We start from the raw sequence: 7,063 nt of genomic DNA, 5'->3' as shown, positions 1-7,063 counted from the left end.
GAGGGAGTCCGGGAGAGAAGCCTCGAGAGTCCCGTCTTTATAGAGTACGACAAACGCATCATGGTCCTCGAGGTCCTCCGGATCGATCCCGATCTTTCGAGCGCCTTTTTTCGGGATCGTGATCGAAAAGGAATCCCCATTCCCCTGGATCGATCGGCTATCAGCATGAGCAATTTCTTTCCCCATCGATTACTATTGGTCCGTTCATTCCTATTAAATCCTCTGTCTATCTGGATATACTACTGATACTCTTAGTATTTTATCCACCGTTTCCGACCTGTGAAGATACTACGGAAAGGAGTGTGAAATGTAATGCAATGGGACAACCGATACCTCGACATCTTCTTCGGCGCAATTTATACCGTCGGAGCGGCTGTCGGGCTCGGACTCGCGGAAGTATCGCTAATCGGATACGACCTCATGGCCGTCGCAACGACCATTAGCGGGTATGAGATCCCGTATCACGCGGTCATGTCCGTGCTCGGCCTCGGGGGAGCCGCCGCCCTGAATATGCCGAGTTGGTCTCGGCTCGATCCCGTCCGTCGCGGGCTCATCATCATCGCGCTGGCGATGCTCGCGCTCTCGGTCCTAGCTCCCGGATCGCTCGAGTCGATGGTCGAGAGTGCGGAGGTCGCATTGCTCGCGCTCGCGCTTCAGACCGGCGGTTACTGGGGAATTGCACACGACTGACAACGGAGGTTCATCAAATGACAAAACGGAAACTCAAGCTTGGAAGTATCGCACTGGTAGTCATGCTCGTCGGGGCGTTTGCCCTCGTCGGGCTAGCAGCGGCGGAGGACGATCTCGATCCGATCGAGGACGGCCATGTCGCTCACGACGAGACAATCGAGACCGACGGGCCGGCTGACGTGATTGTCGACCTCGAGGCCGACTCCGAAGCGGCCGAGGCGGTCAAGGTCACGGCCGACGTCGACGGTGAAACCGAGACGATCGAGGTCGCGGCCGGCGAGAGTGAGAGCCTCGAGTTCGACGTGGACTCCTGGGGGAGCTACGACGTCGAGATCCTGACCGAGACCGAGGACGACGCCGACGATCTCGTCTCGATCGACGTCTCGACCGAGGCCGACCGCGTCGACGGTTACGAGGTCGAGTCCGAGAACGATCTAGAGCTGACGAACGACACGACCGATGCGTTCGTCGACGTCGAGGTCGACGACGAGGCCGACGACGAGGTCATGGTCACGCTCGAGGTCTCCGACTCGGAGACCGGCGACGTGCTCCGGTTCACGAGCGACGAGATCGAGGCCGACGAGACGGCCTCCCTCGAGGTGGCTGTCGACGACCTCGAGGACGTCGACGAGGTCGACCTGACCGTCTACCTCGAGACCGAGGACGACGCCGACGACCTCGAGGTCCTCGATCTCGGTCTGTCCGAGTCGACCGGCTACCCGATCGGGAGTGTCGACGGCTCGACCGAGATACCTAACTGGGCACTGATCGGCGTGGTGCTCGTCGGTCTCGGCGTCGTCGTCCTCCGACAGTAGTGAGGTGACTAACTATGTCATTTTCAGAGCAAACGGAAACGGACAGTGGTATCGGGATGGAAACCTCGAGGCGCGACGCCATGCGGCTCCTGGCTGCGGCGGCTGCGGCCGGGGCCGGCGGGACGATCGCGACGGACTCCGCACTCGCGGATGACGATGGCGACGGGATCGACTGGCAGCGGGGCGCGGAACTCGCGCTTACGGTGACGAACCCGAAGGCCGCGGCGTTGCTCCACGGCGGGCGGCTCGCCAACCGGGCGGTCGACGAGATCCTGGGATCGGAAGACCTGACCGACGGCGAGATCGCCCTCCACAACCAGGCCGTTACGGCGATGGAGTGGTGGGATGCGACGTCGATCATACTCGAGAATCGCCTCGAGGACGCTTCGATGATCGCCTCCATCCGAGCGCGGGACGCGATTGCCGACGCCTGGGAGGCGGGAAAAGAGGTCGGCGGAGGTCAACAGGCGGCTATCGAGGCGATCGAGGATCACTATGCGCTGATCCAGCGGAACGAACTCGAGGTGGCGATCGCCAACTGGGCGCAACTCGGGGCGGTCGTGAACGTCCAACTCGAGGTCGACGACATCTCGGACAATTTTGTCAATTGGGTGGTCGCTAACGACGACTACAGCGGAGATGGCGACCTCGTGGCCGACGAGTCTAACATCATGCAGGAGACGACCGAGATAGAGGTCGACCTGCTGAACGGCGAGACCTACGAGACCGAGGCCCCCACATTCCACGTCGAATGGGACAACGGCGATTCGGCGGAGTTCCCCCTCGGACAGGAGTTGATCGACGCCTGGGACTCTGATGACGAGGTGTTCGTCATGGAGACCGAGGACGGCGAGGAGTTCGAGGATCGGTTTACCGCCACGGTCGCGAACGTGGCGGAGGCCGACCTGCTCGCCCAGGAGGTCGGGAATCTCGAGGAGGTCATGAAGCTGTGGGACGACATCGAGGACGCGGCAGAGGAGTCCACACAGACCTACGACCTCGACATTGTCGAAGCCCTCTACGACGCGATGGATGAGGGCACGCTCGATCCGGCCGACGTTCGGGGCGTCGAAGGGATCGCCGAGTTCTTGTCGGGATCGACTGACGCCACGGACTCGCGGTATGAGATGGCGATGATGAGTCAGATGGGGCTCGAACATCCGAACCTCGCCGATTCAGCCTCGATGACGCTGTCGTACACTGGTTTCACCCATCAGACCTACTCGCGCAACGATGAGGATGGTTATGTCGACGGCCAGCTTGTCCACGATCGCGTCGAGGACGAGGCGATCGAGGGACTGCTGTTCGGCAAGCTGCTCGGAGACACGTCCCTGGCTGCAGGCCAAGAGTACGCGCTGAATCCCGTTATCCCTGTTAGGGGTGGTCTCCTGAACATAAACGGCGAAACGCTGCTCGAGGTCGACGACCTCGGCCTGCCGTCGCTTAGTCCAGACGGGACGACGATCGTCTTCGAGGACAGCGATGAGGAGAGTACTGTTGCGTATGATATGGATAGCGACCGGGTCCTGTGGACCCACTCAACACCGTTCGACGGCGGGTCATTCTCGCCCGACGGTGAGATGGTTTACCGAGTTCACGGCGGCATGGATGTCGGCGAGATGCTTGACGCGGAGACTGGCGATGTGCTATGGACTGGGTCGAACGATTCAACATCGAATGCTGCTCGTTTCTCCCCTGACAGCGAATACCTCGTCGAAAGTCACGGGGCTTCTGGACTGGTGGTTTACGATGCTGTGTCGGGAGATGTCCAGTGGAGTACGGAGGTGTATATTAGTGGCCTGTCTCTTAGCCCGGATGGCGAAGCTATCGCAACCGGGACTCACTCGAATAATGACGACGGGCCAGGAGTGTATATCTTCGACCTGGAGTCCGGGGACCGCGACCTCCTCGAAACCGATGAGTTCGTGCACGACGTCGAATGGACGCTTGACGGGGTTTTCACGTCCTGGGAAGACGATGGCCGTGTTGAGCTAATCGACCCCGAAACGGGGGACGCCGAATGGACTCTCCACGAACCCGATGGCGAAGGAGACTTCCAGCGACTACCGGATTACCGGACTGTGGCTCATGTCTCTAGAAACGACGACTTTGATGATGACTTCAGGCTCCTGTCTCCGACTGGTGAGGTGCTGCACGAGGCTTATGATGTCCTCGGAGGGCCGGAGGAGGAGACTGGCGACCCGTGGCTTCGAGGGCCGGTCGACGGCATCATCCAGCATGGCGTTGCCTTCGATGCTGTCGAGGGCGAGGAGGTCAATCTCGCACGCGGACTGATCGAGGTCGAGGAGATGGTCGACAGCGACGGAAACGAAGTTGTCCCGTTCGTCACCGACGAACTCGTCGCAGAACTCGAGTCTGAAGCGGGCGAGGACATCGAGACGATCCTCGAGGACGTCGACGGCATCGACGACCCGGAGGACATCGAGACCGTGAGCGACGTCGAGACGATCCTCGAGGACGTCGACGGCATCGACGACGCCGAAGACCTCGACTCGGTTGAGACGATCAGTTGGGACGAGCCGCAGTATGACGAGGTGGATACCGAGGAGTATCGGAAGTACCTCGAGAAAGTGAGTGAGGAGTACGCCGACGCGCTGGCCGAACGCGAGGAAGACGATACGAGCGTTCCGGCTCCGAGCAACCCGCTCGACGACTGGGATCTCGGTTTCCTGACGAACACGATCGCCGGCCTCCCAGTGTGGCTGTGGGGAGTGATCGGAGCCGGAGCCGCCGGAGTCCTCGGAGGTGACTGATCGATGTGGTGGCTTCTCGCCGGACCGATCGGGTCGATCATCCGTCTCGGAGTGATAGCGATAGCGACGATCGTCGTCCTCGGCTACATGACCGGAGGGATCTGACATGCGGAGAGTCGCACTCGTCGTCGTGACCATGACCCTGATCGTTACGGGGGTAACAGCATTCGCAGGAGTCGCGGTCGCAGACGACGGAGACGCAGGAGTCGTCGACCTCGGTGGGGACGACGAGGACGACGTCCAGGAGGAGAGGGACGACGTCGACGGAGCCCTCGCCGAACTCGAGGAGGACGTCCGGATTCAGGAGATCGAGTATAACGAGTCGGCCGAGAGGCTCTCGATCGTCGTTCACAACCGCGGAGACTCCAGCGAGACGATCCACGCGATCGAGGTCCTCGATCCGGAGACCGGCGGCTGGCAGTGGACCGAGATCCGACTCCGGCCAGACGAGACGACCGAGATCGTCCTCGAGGGGATCCCCAATCGGAACGGCGAGCCGGCCGCTCTCGTTGCGACCGACTCGAGCCTCGACGCGGAAAACGTCGTGTGGGTCCGAACCGGAGACCTCCCCGAGCCCGAGACGTCGACGACGTGGCAGACGCTTCTCCTCGGGATCGGTGTGACGACCCTCGGGACGGTCGCCGTCGCCTGGAGCCGCTACCATCGAATCGGGGACGGTCCCGAAGACATGGAGGCCGAACTATGATGGACGGAAACAGCATCCCTCCGCGGTTCGAGAGCCACTACGACCGGCTCTCCTATCTCCTCGCAGAGTACAAGATCGGCGTGTATATCGCCGTCCTCGCAGTGACCGCGCTCATCGTCTCCGGTCGTCTCGGGATCCCCGAAATGCCCTCCGGAGTCGCCTGGGCGCTCAAATGGACCGCTATCGGGATCATCCCCGCGATGGTCGCGGCTAAGGTCGCTATCGTCGATAGATGGATCCCGGACCCGCGGAAGCGGATTCTCGTCGTCGACCTCGAGGACGAGATCGACGTCACGGGTAAGCTCTGTCCACAGACGGTGTGGTCGAAGCGGGAGACCGGCGAGCATCCGGCGATCGAGCCCGACCGCGGGATGTTCGACGCGATCGTCACCAAATTCGACTGGGACGACGATCTCGGTCGCCTCGAGGTCGAAGGCGGAAACGAGGAACTTGTCCTCGAGGTCCTCACGACACAGGGTAAGCTCGACGCCGTCTACGGACAGCTTCTCGAGGACTCTGCTAAACTCGATCGACTGCAAGCACAGCAACGGCTCAAAACCCTCGAGATCGAGGAGCGGATCGTTAACTCTCTGATTGCCGCAGTCGAGCACGGCCTCGAGTTCGATCCGGGGACGACCGAGGAGATCGTCGACAGTGACCTCGAGAGCGACAACGTCGACGCAAACAAGCGGACACGAGACGCCTCGAGGAGCGACGACCAGGAGGAGCGACCGACCCTCCGGGAGGTCCTCCCGGACACGGCGAGAAACGAGATCGACGCGGTGGAGCGAGCACGAGCAACCGACGGAGGACGTGACCAATGACCCGAGAAGACGGACTCGAGAAATGGATGGTATCGGCAGAGCTTCGGGAAACGATCGAGGGCCGCAAGCCCCACGACCTCGAGGCGCACGAACACACGGGACTCGTCGGAGACGAGACGATCCGTCGACTCTTGAGCTATCTCACGACCTACTACGATCCCCGCAAAGCGGCCGCTCAGTACGACGACCTCGACGTCGAGGACATGCCGACGAAAGCGGAGGCCTCGAAGCTCTTTCGGCAGGTGCTCGGAGTTGAAGCGACCGAGACGCTCACTCGAGCAGTCCATCAGGGAGACGTCCAGACGCAGAGTGCGGCCGTCGGAGATCCGGCCAGTCGGAGCGACATCTCCGGTCTGAAGGCCATTCAGGAGCTTATCGACATCCTGGCGATCCCCGCTCCGATCATCTATCTGTTCGGGAACCCAGGGAGCGGGAAAACGAACTTCGCGCTCTTGCTGGCACAGCTGTGGAAACGCGAGCAAGGAGACGACGCGGTCCTCGCATCAAACATCCGGACGTGGGAGGAAGCCGACGAGTGGCATCCGTCCTATGGATCCCTCCGGTCCCGGCTCGATGATCAGACGATGGACCTCCCCGGCGGAGGGATCACGGCGAAAGAGGACGCTTGTCCGTTCCTGTTCGTTTTCGACGAGGCCTCGAGCCACGCCTCGGGACGCGGTAAGGACGGCTACGAGGCCGGGCAGAAACTCGGGCCGCTCGTCTACAAGATCCGGAAAGCGCGAGCTGGTCTCATCATCATCGGCCACGACGGTAAGGACGTCCATCCGGCAGTGAGGACGATGGCGACGGTCGTGCAACGGTATCGCGGAGAAGTGAAGCGAGCGACGGTCTACGAGGACGTCGAAAATCGGAAGGGGATCAACAAGATTATGGAACTCAACGGGATCCCGGAGACCGACTATCGATACGACGACGAGGAGGCGACGTCGTGGTCGTGGGATGGAGTCGACGACGACGGCCTCGAGGAGCAGACCCTCGAGCAGGCCCGCGAGTTAGCCTCAGACATGACCGAGCAGGAACTCCGGAAGGTTGCGTGGCGTCTCGACAGTGCCGGTTTCCTAGATCTCGATCAAGACGACATCGCTCGAGCCCTCGGATACTCCCAACAATGGGTCTCGAAATGGTCGAACCGATACGAGGAGCAACACGGCGAGTTCGAACCCGAGGTCGACGACGAATGATACAACGAGACCAGATCAAAGCGAGCAGTTGCGTGGTACGTCCGGATCCGAC

Annotated in this window: 6 protein-coding genes; all 6 read left to right on the top strand. The window is 61.4% G+C overall.

The genetic code is table 11. The features are described from left to right. Window positions 1-312 precede the first annotated feature (312 nt). The 6 genes from ACFSFW_RS24195 (at window position 313) to ACFSFW_RS24170 (ending at window position 7,011) form a co-directional block, all read left to right on the top strand. Window positions 313-690 carry a DUF8023 family protein gene (locus ACFSFW_RS24195; protein WP_344820627.1) on the top strand — a complete coding sequence of 126 codons (378 nt, stop codon included), beginning with the start codon at window positions 313-315 and terminating at the stop codon, window positions 688-690. A gap of 17 nt (window positions 691-707) precedes the next feature. Next, window positions 708-1,505, top strand: coding sequence for a hypothetical protein (locus tag ACFSFW_RS24190; protein WP_346085759.1), 798 nt, complete (start codon window positions 708-710; stop codon window positions 1,503-1,505). A gap of 14 nt (window positions 1,506-1,519) precedes the next feature. Next, window positions 1,520-4,279 carry a WD40 repeat domain-containing protein gene (locus tag ACFSFW_RS24185; RefSeq protein ID WP_346140041.1) on the top strand — a complete coding sequence of 920 codons (2,760 nt, stop codon included), beginning with the start codon at window positions 1,520-1,522 and terminating at the stop codon, window positions 4,277-4,279. Between the two features lie 106 nt (window positions 4,280-4,385). Continuing rightward, complete coding sequence (locus ACFSFW_RS24180) at window positions 4,386-4,985, top strand: DUF8063 family protein (RefSeq protein WP_344820630.1); 600 nt, start codon at window positions 4,386-4,388, stop codon at window positions 4,983-4,985. Further along, the gene (locus ACFSFW_RS24175) at window positions 4,982-5,809 is read left to right on the top strand and encodes a hypothetical protein (protein ID WP_344055334.1); all 828 of its coding nucleotides are present in this window, start codon (window positions 4,982-4,984) and stop codon (window positions 5,807-5,809) included. Before ACFSFW_RS24180 ends, ACFSFW_RS24175 begins: the two co-directional genes overlap by 4 nt. Further along, window positions 5,806-7,011: an ATP-binding protein gene (locus tag ACFSFW_RS24170; protein WP_344820631.1), complete on the top strand. Its 1,206-nt coding sequence runs from the start codon at window positions 5,806-5,808 to the stop codon at window positions 7,009-7,011. Before ACFSFW_RS24175 ends, ACFSFW_RS24170 begins: the two co-directional genes overlap by 4 nt. Window positions 7,012-7,063 lie beyond the last annotated feature (52 nt).

The sequence above is a fragment of the Ferdinandcohnia salidurans genome (assembly GCF_042680725.1).
In the GTDB taxonomy this organism is placed as follows: domain Bacteria; phylum Bacillota; class Bacilli; order Bacillales; family Bacillaceae_L; genus Ferdinandcohnia; species Ferdinandcohnia salidurans.
This window is presented reverse-complemented; position numbering and strand designations above follow the sequence as displayed.